The sequence below is a fragment of the Vreelandella songnenensis genome (assembly GCF_003002925.1).
In the GTDB taxonomy this organism is placed as follows: domain Bacteria; phylum Pseudomonadota; class Gammaproteobacteria; order Pseudomonadales; family Halomonadaceae; genus Vreelandella; species Vreelandella songnenensis.
The window spans coordinates 497,251-515,472 of sequence record NZ_PVTK01000001.1 but is presented as its reverse complement, the minus strand read 5'-3'; the positions used below and the strand labels follow the sequence as shown (position 1 = coordinate 515,472).

Below are 18,222 nucleotides of genomic sequence, written 5' to 3'. Positions count from 1 at the left end.
GACATGCCGGATGACGGCGATATTGCCGTGCAGCAGGCGAAGCCTGAACTCGCCCAGCCGCCGCTTTACAAGGTCGTGTTACATAACGACGACTACACACCCATGGATTTCGTTATCGAGGTGCTCCAGGAGTTCTTCAACCTGGACAGCGAAAAGGCCGTACAGATAATGCTGGCGGTGCACACTCAGGGTAAGGCGACCTGCGGCATCTTTACCCGCGATATAGCGGAAACGAAAAGCCATCAAGTGAATGAATATGCCCGTGAATGCGAGCATCCGTTGATGAGTGATATCGAGGCTGCCAACTGAGAGCGTTGATAAAAATTTGTCGGCGAAGGCTTGCAACCGTGCCATTTGTACCCGATGTTGAGAGTACCGGTCGATTACACTGATCCGACGCAAGTCCTAGGGGGCGATACGCCCTAGGTAGTAGCTAAAAGGGGACTGCCATGCTGAGCAAAGAACTTGAACTGACCCTGAACACGGCTTTCACCGTGGCACGCTCCAAGCGCCACGAGTTCATGACCGTCGAGCACCTGCTGCTGGCACTGTTGGATAATGCCTCTGCCGTTGACGTGCTGAAGGCGTGTGGGGCAAACCTCGACAAGCTGCGGTCCGACCTGCAGGATTTCATCAACTCGACCACACCGCTGATCCCGGAAGGCCACGGCGATCGAGAAACGCAGCCTACGCTGGGTTTCCAGCGTGTATTGCAGCGTGCGGTATTCCACGTTCAATCGTCGGGTAAAAGCGAAGTTACCGGCGCCAACGTGCTGGTGGCCATCTTTTCTGAACAGGAAAGCCAGGCGGTCTACTTCCTCAAGCAGCAAAGCGTTGCCCGCGTCGATGCGGTCAACTATATCGCCCACGGTATTTCCAAGGTGGCGGGCCACGGCTCCGCGCAGCCTAACGCCTCTCAGGAAGGCGAAGACGTCGAAGAAGGGGCTTCCGAAGGCGGCACCCATCCGCTCAACGGCTACGCCACCAATCTCAATGAGCAGGCGCGCCTTGGCAAGATCGACCCGCTGATCGGGCGCGACCATGAACTCGAGCGCGTGGTGCAGATCCTTGCCCGCCGGCGCAAGAACAACCCGCTGCTGGTGGGGGAAGCCGGGGTGGGTAAAACCGCCGTGGCCGAAGGCCTTGCCAAGCGCATCGTCGAAGAGGATGTGCCGGACGTCATTGCCGATGCGGTCGTCTACTCGCTGGATATGGGCGCTCTGCTTGCCGGTACCAAGTACCGGGGGGATTTCGAGAAGCGCCTGAAAAGCCTGCTGAGCGAGCTGCGCAAGCAGCCCAATGCGGTGCTGTTCATCGATGAGATTCATACGGTGATCGGTGCCGGTGCGGCCTCCGGCGGCGTGATGGACGCCTCGAACCTGTTGAAGCCATTGCTCTCTTCCGGCGAGCTGCGCTGCATCGGTTCCACCACCTTCCAGGAATTCCGCGGTATCTTTGAAAAGGATCGTGCACTTGCACGCCGCTTCCAGAAGGTCGATGTGCTGGCGCCTTCCGTCGACGACACGATCAAGATTCTCAAGGGGCTGCGTTCACGCTTTGAAGAGCATCACGAGATCAAGTACACCGACGGCGCGCTGGAAAGCGCGGCTCGCCTGGCTGATCGTTACATCAATGATCGCCACCTGCCGGACAAGGCAATCGACGTGATCGATGAAGCCGGTGCCCATCAGCGCCTGCTGCCACCCGAAGTGCGTGCCAAGACGATCGACGTGGAGCAGGTGGAAGCCATCGTTGCCTCTATTGCCCGCATTCCGCCGAAGAGCGTTTCAAGCTCGGACCGCAAGCTGCTCGAGAAGCTGGACCGCGACCTGAAAATGCTGGTGTTCGGGCAGGACGAAGCCATCGATACACTGTCAGCGGCTATCAAGCTGTCGCGTGCCGGGCTCAAGTCGCCTGACAAGCCTGTGGGTAGCTTCCTGTTTGCCGGTCCCACCGGGGTAGGCAAGACCGAAGTGGCCAAACAGCTTGCCCATATCATGGGTATCGAACTCGTTCGCTTCGATATGTCCGAGTACATGGAGCGGCACACCGTATCGCGTCTGATCGGGGCGCCACCCGGGTACGTCGGGTACGATCAGGGCGGCCTCTTGACCGAAGCGGTCACCAAGCAGCCGCACTGCGTACTGCTGCTCGACGAGATCGAAAAAGCGCACCCGGAAGTCTTCAACCTGCTGCTGCAGGTGATGGATCACGGCCGCCTGACGGACAATAACGGCCGCGAAGCCGACTTCCGTCATGTCATCGTCATCATGACCTCCAACGCTGGTGCCGAGCAGGCGTCGCGCCGCTCTATCGGCTTCCAGAGTCAGGATCACTCGACCGATGCCATGGAAGTCATTCGGCGCACGTTCTCGCCGGAATTCCGTAACCGGCTGGATGGCATCATTCAATTCCATGCGCTGCCGACAACCGTTGTGCGCAACGTGGTCGACAAGTTCCTGATCGAGCTGCAGGCACAGCTGGATGAGAAGCGCGTACAGCTGGACGTCGATGACGTTGCACGGGATTGGCTGGCCGAGAAGGGCTATGACCCGGATATGGGTGCCCGCCCCATGGCGCGCCTGATTCAGGAGAAGCTCAAGAAGCCGCTTGCCGAGATGATCTTGTTTGGGGAGCTTGCTGAGCACGGCGGGATCGTGCATGTCAGCCTGGAGGAGGGGGAGTTACATCTCTCGACCGAAACGGAAATGGCGGATGCGCCCTGAAAAGGGCGCTAAGAACGCCTTGATGCGTAGCGCCTGAACACGCCATGAGGTTTAGCTACAGCGCCCTGTCTTCGACGGGGCGTTGTCGTATACAGGTGATGGCGCCGTAGTGCGGGCTGGCTGAGCAGGCGTTAGACAGGCTTAGCGCGAGCGGTAGACGATGCGGCCTTTGGAAAGGTCGTAAGGCGTCAGTTCCACTTTTACTTTATCGCCGGTCAGGATGCGGATGTAGTTTTTACGCATCTTGCCAGAGATGTGGGCGGTAACAACGTGGCCGTTTTCAAGCTCAACACGGAACATGGTGTTGGGAAGGGTATCAACAATTACGCCTTCCATTTCAATATGATCTTCGCGTGCCATATAGGCAGATCCTCACTTATTTAACGTAGTTTAAAACCAAAAACCGATTCAGAATCCAGGTGCCAGATCGCTGGCCTATAGGAAACAGCGCTATATTGTGCCGTAAGCCCGTCGTCAAGGCAAAAAAGCTGGCCTAATTTATGCGTTTTAGCGAATCAGCGGCCGCCAGTGGCGTCCATCCAGCAGCTCGGTAGGGGTAAAATCCTGTTTGTAGCGCATTTTACGACACTCTTCGATCCAATACCCCAGATATAAGTGGGGGAGTGCTTTTTCACGGCTGAGCTCAATCAGCTTGAGTACGGCAAGCGTACCCAGCGAACGCCTGTCCCATGTGTCGCCCACGGCGTAAAAGGTATAAATCGCCGACAGCCCGTGCTCGAGTTGATCAAACGCGGACACGGCTATCAGCTCCTCATCCAGATACATCTCCAGCAAGAAGGCGTAGGGCTCAGATAGAGTCAGAAAGGTGCGGTACTGGTCACGGCTGGGCGGATACATATCGCCATCCGCGTGGCGTTTTCGAATGTAATCGGCGTACAGCTCGTAGTGGCGCGCCTCATAGCGGGCGGGCACTACCCGGGTAGTAATATCCTGGTTGCGCCGCCACACCTTGCGCTGGGAGCGGTTGGCCGAAAACTGCTCGACCGGAATGCGCACGGAGCGGCAGGCGTTGCAGTTTTCGCAGTGCGGGCGGTAAAGGTGCCGCCCGCTGCGCCGAAAGCCCAGCAGTGAAAGAGAGTCGTACACTCCGCGCACCGGCGACTCCTGCGGGTCCAGAAACAGTGTGGTTGCCTCTTTATCCGGCAGATAGCTACAGGTATGCGGCACGGTCAAAAAGAAGCGCAGATCCCGCACCGGGCGACGCGGAGCATTACTACTCACAGCTTGCCTCCTTGATCAATTGGCCTGAACCTGCCAGCCCCCTGGATTACTCTGGCTGGGTATTGCGCTTAACCAGGCAGATGCCGGCACTGAGGGTACGTCACTCGATGATGAGGTAGAGAACGCCTTTTCAGGCAGCCACTGATCAAGATAGTTGATGAACGTCTCGCGGGCGACTGTTGCCGCCCCCAGGCTTTGCAGATGCGGCGTATGCATCTGACAGTCGATCAGCTTGCCACCTTCGGCCTGCATGGCGAAGGCCAGGTGCGCAAGCGCCACCTTGGATGCGTCCGGTACGTTCGAGAACATCGACTCGCCAAAGAACACCGGCCCCATGGCCAGGCCGTACAGGCCGCCTACCAGTTGGCCCGCTTGATGGACCTCGATACTATGCGCAATCCCTAGACGGTGAAGCGTTACGTAGGCATTGTACATCTCGTCGGTAATCCAGGTGCCGGCGTCTTCATCGCGTGGTGCGGCGCAGGCATTAATGACGTGCTCGAAATGTTGATTCAGAGTAACGTCGAAGCCCCCATTGCGCAGCCGTTTTGCTAAGCTACGGCGCAGCTTGAACTGCTCGGGTCGTAATACCATGCGCGGGTCCGGGCTCCACCATAAAATGGGGTCGTCATCGCTGTACCACGGAAAGATGCCGCGCCGGTACGCTTCCACGAGCCAGACAGGCGAAAGCTCGCCGCCGGCAGCCAGCAGGCCGTTGGGCGAGTCCAGCGCCACGCTGGTGGATGGAAACATGGGATATGGCGAAGAAAGCCAGGGTAGCATTATTTGCTCCTGTTACTGAGCACATGTTGAGAAGCTCTGTGACGGCGGAAGGATGCTCGGTATGATGCAAACTCGCAAGTGGATTAAAGACGCCATTGAGGTGTAAAGGGAGAATCGCTTGAAAGTGAACAAGGCGGTAGACAAGCGAACGCAGCGTAATTCGCGTCAAGCACCATCTTCGGCCTCTTCTGCGCGGGTAAAAGCCGCGAAAGATAAAGCTCGCCGGTTTGGCCTGCGTTTGCAGGGTTCGGTGCGGGAAGGCGTCGTGGTAGTACTGCTGGCGCTGTGTGTATTTCTATTATTGGCACTATTTAGCTACCACCCGGAAGACCCGGGCTGGTCGTATCAGGGGCCAGAAACGGACGTCCGCAACTGGATGGGGCCGGTCGGTGCCTGGCTTGCCGACGTACTCTATTCGCTCCTGGGGGCGAGTGCGCTGTGGTGGCCGGGGATGTTCGGCTTTGCCGCCTGGTGGCTGATGCGCTCGCGCCAGGTGCGTTTTGAACTGGACCCGGTCGCCATTGCCGTGCACGCCGGCGGCCTGGTGCTGCTGATGTTTGGCACTACCATGCTGGGTGCGCTGCATTTTTATCACCCCGAGAGCATTTTACCTTACGCCTCGGGCGGTATTCTGGGTGAAGGCCTGGTCGGCACGCTGAAGCCGCTGGTGGGCAGTGGCGGTGTAGGCTTGATTGCCGCGGCGCTGATCCTGGTTGGCTTTCCCCTGTTCAGCGGCATGTCGTGGCTGCAGGTGGCCGATGAAGTAGGGCGGCGGCTGTGCCGCGTGGGTGGCTGGTTCAAGGCGCGGCGTGAGAAAGGCCGCGAAAAGCGCCAGGCGCGCGCCGCGCTGCGGGCCTCCCTGAAACCCGCGCCCAAGGCCGAAGAGCCCCCGCGGGCGCCCAAGCCCAAGCGTGACAAGAATCGCACCCGTCGCGAGCCCGAGTTCTCGGCGGCGGCTGAATCGACCGATACGTCGATCCCCTGGGAAGGTACTGGCCTGGCCAACAAGGCGCATGCTGACGTACCCGAAACCAGCGCCGCGCAAGAGGATGCGCAGCCGCAAGATACCCCTGAGGCTGTTGCCACTGCAGGCGATGAAGCCCCGGCTGAGCACGTCCAGACCAAGCCTGCGGCATCAAGGATGCCCGAGCCGGAAGCGGAAAACCTGGAAGCACAAGGCCAGGAGCCGCTCGAGGCTGAACCTCTGGTGGCGTCAAAAGCGCCGGCCGAGCCGCATCCCGCATCAGCTGACACGCTGCGCGCGGACGCTTTCTCGCCACGCCCGGTGCCGCCCGAGGCAGCAGCCCCCTCGCATCGCGAAGCAGTAGCGCCTGCTGCACCTATGGCGCCAACGCCGCCGCCGGTAGACGAAGCGCCTGCTGAGGTTGCCAGCGTGCCGCCTGTCGAAACGCCGCCTTGGCAAACGCCCCAGGTCGACGAAGCCGAGCAGGATGAGGCACCGATCAGCCTGCGCGCCTCCCGGGAAGAGGATGCCGCCTACCCCATGGCGTCGCACTTCTTTGCCCGCGAGGAGGCCGATGACCAGCAGGATGCGCCTCAGGAAAGTGAAAACACAAGTGACGCGATAAGCGAGCCCGACGAATGGGACGATACGCTTGAGGCAGACGACGAAGATCAAGACGTCTGGCACGCCGAAGAGCCGCCGGTCGAGGAGGAGCGGCCGCGCCGCCCCGAGCCCACGCTAGGCAGTACGATGACTCCTGAAGCCGCTGCCCCCCGCGAGCCGAGGCTTGACGCTGAGCCGCGCCGGGAGCCCACGCCCGAGCGCGTACCGGAGGTGGTACCCGAGCCGGTATGGGAAGACGACGAAGATGACGCCCCCATGCTGTCGGCCGCACCCCTGCGTACGCCTTCGCCTTCTCCGAGCCAGCCACCGCCCGTACAGGCAGGGGCGGCGCGTCATGAGCCCACCTTCTCGGCGGATAAGGTAGACGAGGTAGCGGATAGCGGCCCCACGCTCTGGACCGTCGAACATCTGCAGAACCAGCGCCCGGTATTCGAGACGCTGCCGGAGCCCGAGGGCGAAGTGCCGAGCCTGCAGCTGCTGACGCCCGCCGAGCCGCATCAGCCCAACTACACCGATGAGCAGCTTGCGGATATGGCCGAGCTTCTCGAAGTGCGGCTGCGCGAATACGGCGTCAAGGCCGAGGTGGTCGATACTTGGCCGGGGCCGGTCATCACGCGCTTTGAAATCAAGCCTGCGGCCGGCGTCAAGGCGTCCAAGATCAGCAACCTGGCGAAAGACCTGGCCCGTTCGCTGATGGTGAAGAGCGTACGCGTGGTGGAAGTCATTCCGGGGCGTCCAACCGTGGGAATCGAGATTCCCAACCCGCACCGGGCAATGATTCGCCTGCGTGAAGTCATCGACTCCGAGCGCTACCAGCAGGAGACCTCGCCGCTGACCATGGCGCTTGGTCAGGATATCGGCGGCGGGCCGGTCATTGCCAACCTCGGCAAGATGCCCCACCTGCTGGTGGCGGGCACCACGGGGTCGGGCAAGTCGGTGGGCGTCAATGCCATGCTGATCTCCATGCTGCTCAAGGCAAAGCCGGATGAGCTCAAGCTCATCATGGTCGACCCCAAGATGCTGGAGCTTTCGGTCTACGACGGCATTCCGCACCTGCTGGCGCCGGTGGTTACCGACATGAAGGAAGCCGCCAACAGCCTGCGCTGGTGTGTGGCCGAAATGGAGCGCCGCTACAAACTGATGGCCGCCATGGGCGTGCGCAACATTGCCGGCTTCAACGGCCGGCTGGACGAAGCCGAGCGCGCCGGTGCCCAGGTAGCGGACCCGCTGTGGGAACCGCAACCCTGGGAAATGCACCAGACGCCGCCAATACTCGAAAAGCTGCCCTATATCGTGGTGGTGATCGACGAGTTTGCCGACATGTTCATGATCGTCGGCAAGAAGGTGGAAGAGCTGATTGCCCGCCTGGCGCAGAAGGCGCGCGCCGCGGGCATCCACCTGATTCTGGCGACCCAGCGCCCCTCGGTGGACGTGGTAACGGGCCTGATCAAGGCCAATATCCCGTCACGCATGGCGTTTCAGGTGTCGTCACGCATCGATTCGCGCACCATTCTGGATCAGGGCGGTGCAGAAAGCCTGCTGGGCCACGGCGACATGCTCTACCTGCCGGCGGGTTCCGGCCCGCCCAACCGGGTACACGGCGCCTTCGTGGATGACGACGAAGTGCACCGCGTGGTGGATGACTGGAAGCGTCGCGGCGAGCCCGAGTACATCGAGGAGATTCTCTCCGGCGGCGTGTCCGCTGATGCCTTGACCGGGCTCGAGGCTGAAGGCAGCGACGGCGACGATGCCGAGCAGGACGCGCTTTATGACGAAGCCGTGCAGTTCGTGACCGAAAGCCGCAAGGCCTCCATTTCAGCGGTCCAGCGCCGCTTCAAGATAGGTTACAACCGGGCGGCGCGCCTGGTGGATGCCATGGAAATGGCCGGGGTGGTGTCGTCAATGGGGACCAACGGGGCGCGTGAAGTGCTGGCGCCGCCGCCGGTAGGAGGCCATTGAGATTGCCTGGCTAATCATGCAATAAGCGTGAAAGTCGCGCCGCGGGTGAAACCCCGCGGCGCGTTTCGCGTCTGAAGGACCACATGGATGTCGTTGACGATCCTCAGCTATTTTTTTCGGGCAATGTTATGCCTAGGGAGAACACAATGCGCGATACGCAAACTCTGCTTTCTTCACCCCTGACGCTGGCGGCAACGGCGCTTGGCCTTACCTTTGCTACTCCGGTGCTGGCAAACGATGCCGCTGAACGTCTGACCGAGCGTCTCGAACCGCTGGAAAGCTACCAGGCGTCGTTCGAACAGAAAATTCTGGATGGCAGCGGCGAGCGTCTGCAAAGCGCCACTGGTGAAATGTGGCTTTCGCGCCCTGGCATGCTGCGCTGGGAAGTCGAAGCGCCTTACTCCCAGGTCGTGGTTTCCGACGGCAGCGATGTTTACCTGTACGATCCGGATCTCGAACAGGTCACCGTGCAGCCCATGGACGACCGCGTTACCCACACGCCTGCGCTGCTGCTCTCGGGCAATATCGGTGAGCTGACCAGCAACTATGACGTGGTGTATGATCAGGAGAACGGCGAAGACGTGTTTACGCTGATCCCCAGCTCCGCCGATACGCTGTTCGAAGAGCTGAGCATGGTGTTCGATAACGACACTCTGACCCAGCTGTGGATGATGGACAGCACCGGCCAGCGCACCCTGATTACCTTCAGCGACATCACTCAGAACGGCGCGATTGACCGCAGCCTGTTCAACTTCGATATCCCGGAAGGTACCGACGTGATCCGTGAAGAGTTCTAGCGATCTGCCCGCAATAGCGAGGGAAATACCTCGTAAGTGATCGACTGTCAGGCGCCCTAGGGCGCCTGATCTGCTTGTTGATCGCGGCTTTCCCGCCACGCCATTATTTCCGCAAAGCGCTTCTCCTGGCCTATCTGGCTGGGCTCGAAAAAGCGTGTCTTGGGCAGTTCTTCCGGCCAGCAGTCGTGGGCGCTGCCGGCGGGATAGCCATCCGGCTCCTTGTGGGCGTAACGGTAGCCCTCGCCGTGGCCTAGCTGCTCCATCAGCTTGGTAGGGGCGTTGCGCAGGTAGGTGGGCACATCCACCTGGGGCTGCTGGCGCACGTACTGCTTGGCGGCATTCCAGGCGCGGTCGATTCGATTGCTCTTGGGGGCCACGGCCAGATGAATGGCCGCGTGAGCAATTGCGCGCTGGCCTTCGTAATCCCCCAGGCGCAGGTAGGCATCCCAGGCGGAAATCACCAGGGGCAGGGCACGCGGGTCGGCATTGCCGACGTCTTCCGAAGCAATCGCGGTCAATCGTCGCACTACGTCCAGCGGGTCGCCGCCGCCCTGTAAAAAGCGTGCCATATAGAGCAGCGCCGCGTCCGGGCGTGACGAACGGATGGACTTGTGAATGGCCGAAAGCAGGTCGTAGTAAGCATCGCCCTGCTTGTCGAACGCGCTGGCCTGATGGCCAATCACATCAGAAAGAATGGCGGCGTGCAGCACCTCCCGGCCGTTCTCGGTTTCGGTAAAATCACACGCGGTTTCCAGCAAGCCCAGCGCCCGACGCGCATCGCCAGCGCTTGCGTGGGCAAGAGCCGTGAGTACTTCGTCCTCTACCTGAATGTCGCGCTTGCCCAGACCTCGCTGAGCGTCATTCAGCGCTTGGCGCATGACGCTGATCAGCTCATCTTCCGAAAGCGCCTTCAGCACATACACCCGCGCCCGCGACAACAGGGCAGAGTTGACCTCGAAAGAGGGGTTTTCCGTGGTGGCGCCAATCAGGGTCAGCAGGCCGGATTCGACATGAGGCAGCAGGGCATCCTGCTGGCTCTTGTTCAAGCGGTGAATCTCATCCAGAAACAGAATCACCGGCGAGGTGTGTTGCTGGGCCCGCTCGACCACCGCGCGTATCTCCTTCACGCCGGCCATGACGGCGCTCAAGTGTTCAAGGTGCGCGTTGGAGGCCTGGGCCAGCAGCTCGGCAAGCGTCGTCTTGCCCACTCCTGGCGGGCCCCACAGCAGCATCGAGCGGATCTGCCCCGCCTCGGCCATGCGCCGCAGCGGTTTGCCCGGCCCCACCAACGCCTCCTGGCCAATGTAGTCATCAAGGGTTTGCGGACGCATCCGGTACGCCAGGGGAGCGTCGTCGCCGGGTGTCCGCTGAGAGTCAAACAGGTCCATGTAAACTTCCGTTGTAAATCGAGACGTTGAGCAACAAAGTAACCACAAGTGTGTATGGTAAACGGCGTATTGTCAGGCTACCTTTTGCATAGCCCCGTAAAAAAGCGGCCAGCATGAACCATACAAGGAGACGGCACGATGTTGAACCAATTGCGTCTAGATCATGCCAACATGGCGCGAATGCTCCATGTACTGCAGCTAAAACAGAAGACCCTGGTTCAGGGTGAACGGCCCAATTTTCAGCTGATGCGTGAAGTAGTGGATTACATTCTGGCTTACATGGAAGGATTTGCCGCACCTTTGGAGCGCATCTGCGTGGAGCGTCTGGAAAGCCGCGCCTCCGAGCATCTGCCGCTGATGGAAAAGATGGCCAGCGACTACCTGGAGCTTAAACCGAGGCTGCAACTGCTGTCCGATAACATCGATACCATCCTGATGGACAACGTGTTGCCGATGGACCGCTTCGCCGAGGATCTCAAGGATTATCTCGAAGCGCACCGGGCGTACCTTCGTCAGGAGCGTGAAGGGCTCTTCCCGTTGATTGATGAGTATTTCAGTCAGGAGGATATGCAGGAGCTTTTGCAGGCACTGCCCGAAGGTGCCGAACAGGAGCTTGAGCGTCTCCAGCTTGCCTATCCCGAACTCTACGCCGAACTGCGCGGCGCGGAGGTACCTGCGGTTTAACCCCGCCACTTCCTTCAGCGTTGAGCGGGGCGTGTTAAACTAGCGCCCCGCTGTGTGAACGGCTGAAGGAGAAGCAGGTGCACTTGACCAAGCATAAGGCGAAGGGGCTTTGATGGCAGGCCCCGTGCTGATTTTTGATTCCGGCGTGGGCGGGCTGTCCGTGGCCCGCTCGCTGCGTCATCACTACCCCGATACGGCCATGTGCTACGCCTGTGACAACGCGTGGATGCCCTACGGGCTGCGCGACGATGTGACGCTTTCTGCGCGTATCGTCGAGGTTTGCCAGGCCGCCGTTGCCGCCTGCGAGCCAAGTGTGCTGGTGGTTGCCTGCAATACCGCAAGCACGCTGGCGCTCGACAGCCTGCGCGATGCGCTGAGCATTCCCGTAGTGGGCACCGTGCCGGCCATCAAGCCCGCCGCCGCTATCAGCCATACGCGCCATATCGGCCTGCTGGCCACCCGCGCCACGGTAGGCCGGCCCTATACGCAAACGCTGATCGAGAGCTTCGCAAGCGATTGTCACATCACTCGTGTGGCCGCCGATTCCCTGGTGCTGGAAGCCGAAGCACTGCTGGGCGGCAAGGCGCCGAACAGCTCACGTATTCGCGAAGCCCTGGCACCCCTCTGGGATATACCCGGCGACACGCCGTTGGTCGATACCGTGGTGCTCGGCTGCACGCATTTTCCGCTGTTGCAACCCTGGCTTGAAGCCCACGCCCCTGTCCCCATCAACTGGGTAGACTCCGGCGACGCCATTGCCCGACGCGTCGGGCAGGTCGCCCCGGCGCTTACAAGCGGCCCGGACGGGCGTTTTTTCACCACCGCCGATGCCGACGCGCTTTACGCAGGGTTTGCCCGCTACGGTTTCCACACACCGGCGTTCATACTTCGCAGTCGCTAGGCATGAGTGCCTGGCGTCACCCATTTTGTCACTGATATCGATATTGAATAGGAGCCGACTTGGCCATCCCCGATATACAACCCGAGCGCTATGCCGAGCAGTTGGCCGAGAAGCGCGCCTATCTGGAAAGCACCTTTGCGCCGTTCAACCCGCCCGCGCTTGAAGTGTTCGAGTCCCCGGCAAGCCACTACCGGCAGCGCTGCGAGTTTCGTATCTGGCATGAGGGCGACGACCTCTTCTACGCCATGTTCGAGGTCGACCCGGCCAATCCCAAGGAAAAGCGGGTGGTGCGCCTGGATCAGTTCGCCGTGGCCAGCGAGTCGATCAACGCGCTGATGCCACGCCTGCGCGAGGCCTTTCTGGCAAGCGATGAGCTGCGCCGCCGGCTGTTTCAGGTCGAGTTCCTGACCACGCTCTCCGGCGAGGCCCTGGTCACATTGATCTACCACCGCCCGCTGGGAGACGCGTGGGAGCAGGAAGCCCGCGCTCTGGAAGCGGAACTTGGCATCATGATCATCGGCCGTTCGCGCAAGCAGCGTCTGGTGCTGACCCGCGACCACGTATGGGAGCAGCTCACGGTGGATGGCCGTACGCTCGATTACCAGCAGGTGGAGAACAGCTTTACCCAGCCCAATGCACACATCTGTCAGAAGATGCTCGCCTGGGCGCGGGAAGTCACGGCAGGCCGCCAGGACGAAGATCTGGTCGAACTCTACTGCGGCAACGGCAATTTCACCATTGCCCTGGCGGATAACTTTCGCCGCGTGCTGGCAACGGAAATATCGCGCACGTCGGTGGCCAGCGCCAACGTGAACCTGGAAGCCAACAAGGTGACCAACGCGCATATTGCCAGGATGTCCGCCGAGGAGTTTGCCCTGGCGTTAAAAGGCGAGAAGGGCGGGCGGCGCGTCGCGGAAATGGCGCTGGAGGATTATCGCTTCTCCACCGTGCTGGTGGACCCGCCCCGGGCAGGGCTTGACGAGCAGAGCTGCCGACAGATCAGCGAATATGACCAGATCGTCTATATTTCATGCAACCCGGCAACGCTTGCCGACAATCTGCAAGTGCTTGGCAAGACGCACCAGATCGAGCGTTTTGCCCTGTTTGACCAGTTCCCGTTCACCCACCATTGTGAATGTGGCGTATGGCTCACGCGGCGCGAGATTGGTCAAGAGGGCGCATAATGCGAAAGTGGCATACTCCATAAGGAACATGTCAGGTGAATAGAGTGATGGCCACGGGTAGCGTAAGCTGGTCGTCATAGTGGCCTAAAGGCCTATTGTCCCACGTATTTTTTGGCCAGGTGTGGCCCCGGCAGTCGAGGTGATGGATGCATTACGTTGCGAGTGAAGAGAGTCGGCAAGACCTTTTGAAGCAGCTGTTCGAGCGCTTGGAAGCGCGGCTGGAACCAGACCGGGCAACGGCGATAGAGGCGTTTGCTCGACGTTTCTACGCCACCGTGCCCGTCGAGGATCTGGTGGACCGCCGTCTGGATGACCTGTACGGCGCGACGCTCTCCATCTGGCAGTTCCTCCAGCACCATGATGCTCAGCACCCCAAGGTGCGCGTCTTCAACCCGGATTTCGAAGAGCACGGTTGGCAGTCCACCCATACCTTCGTGGCCGTGCTGCACGAAGACATGCCGTTTCTGGTCGACTCGGTGCGCATCGAGCTCAACCGCCGTGGCCTGACCGTCCATGCGATTCAGAACTCGGTATTTGCCGTCGAGCGTAACGAACAGAACCAGCTGAAGGTGCTGGCCTCGCCGCGCGACGCCGATGCCCCGGAGGCGCGCGAATCGCTGATCGTGATCGAAGTCGACCGGCACACCGATCCGGAAGCGCTGTCCAATATCGAGAAGAAGCTTCATCAGGTGCTGCGCGATGTGCGCACCGCGGTGGACGATTACGACGCCATCTGCGGGCAGATCACCTCGGCGATTCAGGAGCTTGAAAAGAACTGTCCGCCGCAGATCGACCCGGATGATCACGAAGAGGCGATCGCTTTTCTCGAGTGGTTGGTCAAGGACAATTTCACCTTCCTGGGCTACGACGAGTACCTGCTGGAAGGCAACGAGCTGCAGCGCGACCCCAACAGCCTGCTTGGCGTATTCCGCCTGGACGACCCGCGCTACGACGAGCGTATTCGCACCGAAGAGGGCATCAACGAGGATGGTGAATACGAGCTGGTGCCCCAGCTGCTCTCGTTTGCCAAGAGCGCGCACCACTCACGCGTGCACCGCCCGACCTATCCTGACTACATTACCGTTGACCGTTACGACGATGACGGCAATGTGATTGGCGAGCGCCGCTTCTTCGGCCTGTTCACTTCGACGGTGTACAACGAGTCGCCGCGCAATATTCCGGTGCTGCGGCGCAAGCTCAAGGCGATCATGGATATCGCCGGGTTCAACCCCCAGGGCCACAACGGCAAGCAGCTGCTGCAGGTGCTGGAAGTCTATCCGCGCGATGACCTGTTCCAGATCAGCACCGATTCGCTGGCCCACACGGCGCTGGGTATTCTCAATATTCGCGAACGCCGCCAGGTGCGCCTGTTCATCCGTGCCGATGTCAGCGGCAAGTTCTACTCGTGCCTGGTATTCGTGCCGCGTGACGTGTTCTCGACCGACTTGCGCCAGCGTATCCAGAACCTGCTGTGCGAAGAGCTGGACGCTCACTTCGGTGACTTCAACACCTATCTCTCGGAGTCGGTGCTTGCGCGTATCCAGCTGATTCTGCGCTTCAACGGCGATGCGCCCAGCCAGTTCGATCTCAAGCGTCTGGAAAGCAAGGTGGCGCGTCTGGCGCGCAGCTGGCGCGACGAGCTGATGGCGGCGATGATCGAAGGCTTTGGCGAAGAGCGCGCCAACCACAAGATGGAGCAGTTCCAGGACGCTTTCTCCGCAAGCTACCGCGAAGAGTTTACCGCGCGTACCGCGGTGTTCGACGTGCAGCATCTGCTGACCCTGGATGAAGGCGATGATCTGTCGCTGTCGCTCTACCGCCCGCTTGAAGAGCAGGGCAGCGGCGTCAACCTCAAGCTTTATCATCGCGCCGCACAGATTCCGCTTTCCGATGTGCTGCCCATGATGGAAAACCTGGGGCTGCGGGTCATCGGTGAGCACCCTTACGAGATCAACGCCCACCATCAGCGCTACTGGATCCATGACTTCGAGCTCGAGCACGGTAACAAGGATGTCAGCCTGGGCGAGATGCGCGACACCTTCGGCGAAGCCTTCAAGCGGATCTGGGCGGGCGAGGCGGACAACGACGCCTTCAACCGGCTGATTATTGCCGCCGGGCTCGACTGGCGCGAAGTGGCCATGCTGCGCGGCTATGCCCGCTACTTGAAGCAGATCCGCTTCGGCATGTCCCAGGACTACATTGCCGCGACGCTGGCCAACTACCCGGCCATCACCCAGGAACTGGTGGAGATGTTCCGTCTGCGCTTTGACCCGGCGCTCGAGTCCCACGATACCGACGAGTGCGTGGCGCGAATCAACGAGCATCTGGAAGGCGTTGCCAGCCTGAACGACGACCAGCTGCTGCGCCGCTTCATGGAGCTGATTCAGGCCACGCTGCGTACCAACTACTACCAGCGCACTGACGGCGGCCGCTTCAAGGATTACATCGCCTTCAAGCTCGAGCCCTCCAAGGTCACCGGCATGCCCAAGCCGCGGCCCATGTTCGAGATTTTCGTCTGCTCGCCACGAGTGGAAGGCGTTCACCTGCGCGGTGGCAAGGTAGCGCGCGGCGGTTTGCGCTGGTCTGATCGCCATGAAGATTTCCGCACCGAAGTGCTGGGGCTGGTCAAGGCGCAGCAGGTCAAGAACGCGGTCATCGTACCGGTAGGCGCCAAGGGCGGTTTCGTCTGCAAGCGCATGCCGGAAAACGCCGATCGCGAAACGCAGCAAAAAGAAGGCATTGCCTGCTATCAGATCTTTATCCGTGCGCTTTTGGACGTCACCGATAACCTGGATGGCAGCAGCATCGTGCCGCCGGAAAACGTGGTACGCCACGATGAAGACGATGCCTATCTGGTCGTCGCCGCCGACAAGGGCACGGCCACCTTCTCGGATATCGCCAACGAAATCTCCATCGAGTACGGCCACTGGCTGGGTGATGCGTTTGCCTCCGGCGGGGCCAACGGCTACGACCACAAGAAGATGGGCATCACCGCCCGAGGCGCCTGGCAGTCGGTCAAGCGTCACTTCAAGAACCTGGGTGTGGATACTCAGGAAGATCTGTTCAGCGTGGTGGGCATTGGCGACATGGCCGGCGACGTATTCGGCAACGGCATGCTGCTGTCCGACAAGATCCAGCTGGTGGGCGCCTTCAACCACCTGCATATCTTCGTCGACCCGAACCCCGACGCCGAGGCGGCGTTTGCCGAGCGTTCGCGGCTGTTCAATCTGCCGCGCTCCAGCTGGGAGGATTACAACGCCGAGCTGATTTCCCAGGGCGGCGGTATCTTCAGCCGCAGCGCCAAGTCGATTGTGATCACGCCGGAAATGCAGTCAGTGTTTGGCATCGACGAGGAGCGGCTTTCGCCCAACGAACTGATCCGCGCCATGCTGCAATCCAAGGTGGATCTGATCTGGAACGGCGGTATCGGCACCTACGTGAAAAGCTCGGAAGAAACCGATGCCGACGTAGGCGACAAGGCCAACGACGCGCTGCGCATCAATGGCGCCGACCTCAACTGCCGTGTGGTAGGTGAGGGTGGCAACCTGGGCCTGACCCAGCGCGGCCGGATGGAAGCCGCCGCCAAGGGCGTGCGGGTATACACCGACTTCATCGACAACGCCGGGGGCGTCAACTGCTCCGACCACGAAGTCAATATCAAGATATTGATCGATGACGTGGTCAAGCGTGGCGACATGACCGAGAAGCAGCGTAATGACCTGCTGGCGGAAATGACCGACGAAGTGGGTGATCTGGTCATTCTGGACAACTACCGCCAGGCTCAGGCGCTGGATCTTTCGGAAACGCTTTCCCATCAGGGCATCGGCCCCTACCGCCGCTTTATCAGCGAGCTGGAGTCCGCCGGCCAGATTGATCGGGAGCTTGAATTCCTGCCTTCCGATGAAGCGCTGAAGGAGCGGGCAAGCAATCAGCAGGGCATGCGCCTGCCGGAGCTTTCCGTGCTGATCTCCTACGCCAAGAGTACCCTGAAGGGCGATTTGATTACGTCTGACGTGCCTGACGATGCCTACATTCACCGTCACCTCGAGCGCCTGTTCCCCTCGGTGCTGACCGAGCGCTACCAGGCCGAGATGTACGAACACCGCTTGAAGCGTGAAATCGTGGCGACCCAGGTGGCCAACGACCTGGTCGATCACATGGGCATCGTGTTTGTACGCCGGCTGATGGACTCCACCGGCGCCGGGCGTGCCGATATTGCGCGCAACTACGTGATTGCCCGCGACAGCTTCGATCTGCCGTCGCTCTGGGCACAGATCGAGGCGCTGGACAATCAGGTGGCAAGCGAAGTGCAGCACACCATGATGCTGGACCTGATGCGCCTGATTCGCCGGGCTACACGCTGGTTCCTGCGTCAGCACCTCAATCTCTCTACTCAGGACACCATCGAGTACTTCGCACCGCGCCTGGCGCAGCTGCAAGAAGAGATCGGGGAGCTGTTGAGCGGTGAAGAGCTGGAGGCATGGAGCAAGCGGCGCGATGAGCTTCAGGCCGCCGGCGTACCGGATGCCCTGGCCTCGACCGTGGCTGCCGCACCCAGTCTCTATGCAGGCCTTGGCGTGATTCAGACCGCGCGGGTCACCAACGAGAAGCCCCAGCGGGTCGCCGACGTATTTTACGAAATCGGCAGCCGTCTGGAGCTTCCCTGGATGATTCAGCAGGTCACCCAGCTGGAAGTGCGCGATGCGTGGCAGGTGCAGGCGCGGGAAACCTTCCGCGACGATATCGACCGTCAGCAGCTGGCGCTGACCACCAGCGTCCTGAAGGTGGAAGCCGGCAGCCGCGATACCCAGGAGCTGGTGGATCAGTGGCTGGAACAGCACTCCCATCTACATCGTCGCTGGTGCCGTTTGATCGACGAGGTACGTAGCGGCAGCGAAGGCGGATTTGCCCTGTTCGCCGTCGCCGTGCGCGAACTGGTCGACCTGGCCGAGAGCGACAGCGAAACCTGA

12 protein-coding genes are annotated in these 18,222 nt (G+C 60.8%); 8 read left to right on the top strand and 4 right to left on the bottom strand.

From position 1 onward, the window contains the following. The first annotated feature begins 3 nt into the window (after positions 1-3). Positions 4-309: an ATP-dependent Clp protease adapter ClpS gene (gene clpS / locus B0H98_RS02255; protein WP_106373864.1), complete on the top strand. Its 306-nt coding sequence runs from the start codon at positions 4-6 to the stop codon at positions 307-309. 140 nt (positions 310-449) lie between these two features. Beyond that, on the top strand, positions 450-2,726 hold the full coding sequence (clpA, locus tag B0H98_RS02250) for an ATP-dependent Clp protease ATP-binding subunit ClpA (RefSeq protein WP_106373434.1): 2,277 nt from the start codon (positions 450-452) through the stop codon (positions 2,724-2,726). Between the two features lie 141 nt (positions 2,727-2,867). On the opposite strand, the gene infA is transcribed toward clpA, so the two are convergent. From infA to aat, 3 genes are all read right to left on the bottom strand, one after another. Further along, positions 2,868-3,086 (bottom strand): translation initiation factor IF-1, encoded by a 219-nt coding sequence (gene infA, locus B0H98_RS02245; RefSeq protein ID WP_007111068.1) that lies wholly within the window; start codon positions 3,084-3,086, stop codon positions 2,868-2,870. 147 nt (positions 3,087-3,233) lie between these two features. After that, entirely contained in the window at positions 3,234-3,968 is a 735-nt protein-coding gene (locus B0H98_RS02240; RefSeq protein ID WP_106373433.1) for an arginyltransferase, read from the bottom strand. Positions 3,969-3,983: 15 nt separating this feature from the next. Further along, entirely contained in the window at positions 3,984-4,751 is a 768-nt protein-coding gene (gene aat, locus B0H98_RS02235) for a leucyl/phenylalanyl-tRNA--protein transferase (protein WP_106373432.1), read from the bottom strand. 118 nt (positions 4,752-4,869) lie between these two features. On the opposite strand from aat, the gene B0H98_RS02230 reads away from it, so the two are divergent. Together B0H98_RS02230 and lolA are read left to right on the top strand one after the other, a co-directional pair. After that, positions 4,870-8,298, top strand: coding sequence for a DNA translocase FtsK (locus B0H98_RS02230; RefSeq protein WP_106373431.1), 3,429 nt, complete (start codon positions 4,870-4,872; stop codon positions 8,296-8,298). A 146-nt stretch (positions 8,299-8,444) separates the two neighbouring features. After that, positions 8,445-9,095, top strand: a complete 651-nt coding sequence (gene lolA, locus B0H98_RS02225; protein ID WP_106373430.1) for an outer membrane lipoprotein periplasmic chaperone LolA — start codon at positions 8,445-8,447, stop codon at positions 9,093-9,095. Between the two features lie 56 nt (positions 9,096-9,151). Here lolA and B0H98_RS02220 read toward each other — a convergent pair whose 3' ends face one another. After that, positions 9,152-10,483 (bottom strand): replication-associated recombination protein A, encoded by a 1,332-nt coding sequence (locus tag B0H98_RS02220; RefSeq protein ID WP_106373429.1) that lies wholly within the window; start codon positions 10,481-10,483, stop codon positions 9,152-9,154. Between the two features lie 138 nt (positions 10,484-10,621). Here B0H98_RS02220 and B0H98_RS02215 point away from each other — a divergent pair, with 138 nt between their 5' ends. The 4 genes from B0H98_RS02215 to B0H98_RS02200 all read left to right on the top strand — a co-directional run bounded on the left by B0H98_RS02215 (position 10,622) and on the right by B0H98_RS02200 (position 18,222). Further along, a complete protein-coding gene (locus B0H98_RS02215) occupies positions 10,622-11,167 on the top strand; it encodes a hemerythrin domain-containing protein (RefSeq protein WP_106373428.1) in 546 nt (181 codons plus the stop codon). Between the two features lie 112 nt (positions 11,168-11,279). Next, entirely contained in the window at positions 11,280-12,068 is a 789-nt protein-coding gene (gene murI / locus B0H98_RS02210) for a glutamate racemase (protein ID WP_106373427.1), read from the top strand. Between the two features lie 59 nt (positions 12,069-12,127). Then, on the top strand, positions 12,128-13,252 hold the full coding sequence (trmA, locus tag B0H98_RS02205) for a tRNA (uridine(54)-C5)-methyltransferase TrmA (RefSeq protein ID WP_106373426.1): 1,125 nt from the start codon (positions 12,128-12,130) through the stop codon (positions 13,250-13,252). 146 nt (positions 13,253-13,398) lie between these two features. Next, positions 13,399-18,222 (top strand): NAD-glutamate dehydrogenase, encoded by a 4,824-nt coding sequence (locus B0H98_RS02200; RefSeq protein ID WP_106373425.1) that lies wholly within the window; start codon positions 13,399-13,401, stop codon positions 18,220-18,222.

What these genes read in the sequence shown, in the direction of transcription:
- clpS (WP_106373864.1), top strand. Translation starts at nt 4, where the DNA reads ATGCCGGATGACGGCGATATTGCCGTGCAGCAGGCGAAGCCTGAACTC.
- clpA (WP_106373434.1), top strand. Translation starts at nt 450, where the DNA reads ATGCTGAGCAAAGAACTTGAACTGACCCTGAACACGGCTTTCACCGTG.
- infA (WP_007111068.1), bottom strand. Translation starts at nt 3,086, where the DNA reads ATGGCACGCGAAGATCATATTGAAATGGAAGGCGTAATTGTTGATACC.
- aat (WP_106373432.1), bottom strand. Translation starts at nt 4,751, where the DNA reads ATGCTACCCTGGCTTTCTTCGCCATATCCCATGTTTCCATCCACCAGC.
- lolA (WP_106373430.1), top strand. Translation starts at nt 8,445, where the DNA reads ATGCGCGATACGCAAACTCTGCTTTCTTCACCCCTGACGCTGGCGGCA.
- B0H98_RS02220 (WP_106373429.1), bottom strand. Translation starts at nt 10,483, where the DNA reads ATGGACCTGTTTGACTCTCAGCGGACACCCGGCGACGACGCTCCCCTG.
- B0H98_RS02215 (WP_106373428.1), top strand. Translation starts at nt 10,622, where the DNA reads ATGTTGAACCAATTGCGTCTAGATCATGCCAACATGGCGCGAATGCTC.
- murI (WP_106373427.1), top strand. Translation starts at nt 11,280, where the DNA reads ATGGCAGGCCCCGTGCTGATTTTTGATTCCGGCGTGGGCGGGCTGTCC.
- B0H98_RS02200 (WP_106373425.1), top strand. Translation starts at nt 13,399, where the DNA reads ATGCATTACGTTGCGAGTGAAGAGAGTCGGCAAGACCTTTTGAAGCAG.